This is a genomic window from Pseudomonas edaphica (assembly GCF_005863185.1).
Taxonomy (GTDB): domain Bacteria; phylum Pseudomonadota; class Gammaproteobacteria; order Pseudomonadales; family Pseudomonadaceae; genus Aquipseudomonas; species Aquipseudomonas edaphica.
This window is the reverse complement of record NZ_VBVZ01001143.1, coordinates 1-533: the sequence shown is the minus strand read 5'-3', so window position 1 is coordinate 533 and position 533 is coordinate 1. Positions and strand designations below refer to the sequence as shown.

The window sequence follows — 533 nt, the reverse complement described above, 5'->3', positions numbered from 1 at the left end:
CAGCACAAATCCATGTGGGAGCTGGCTTGCCTGCGATAGCGGCCGGTCAGTCAACATCACTGTCGCCTGTGCCGCCACCATCGCAGGCAAGCCAGCTCCCACAGAGAATCTTTGGTGTGTCAGGGGCTGAGGCGGCAGCCTTGGCGGTCGCCTAGCCAGCGCGCTGTATGCGTGCGCCCTAAGCCGCTTGCCGTGACTTCACTGCGTTCCGGCGAATCAGTGAACGCACTGGTCGGCACATACTGCTTCACATACCCCAGGCAATAGTCCGCCGGGTTGTTCTCCACATACCGGCACGAGCAATACTCCTTGGCCGTGTACGCCGCGATGATGTCGGGGAAGGCTTGCAGGTTGACGCGTTCGTGCCACACCCAGCCCGACAGGGCGAGCAACAGCAGCAAAAACACGCTGATAAACGGATGACGACGGATCATGGTTGCACCGCCGCCAGTACGCGCTTGAGCAGTTCGTTGTGACGGTAAGTGCCGTCACGGTCATCGCCGTAGCGCACGATCACCAGGTTGTCGGCGGGC

Annotated in this window: 1 protein-coding gene; it reads right to left on the bottom strand. The window is 61.4% G+C overall.

All coding sequences use genetic code 11. The annotated features are described in order from the left end of the window. Positions 1–119: 119 nt before the first annotated feature. The gene (locus FEM54_RS33730) at positions 120–434 is read right to left on the bottom strand and encodes an amidase (RefSeq protein ID WP_138454419.1); all 315 of its coding nucleotides are present in this window, start codon (positions 432–434) and stop codon (positions 120–122) included. Positions 435–533 lie beyond the last annotated feature (99 nt).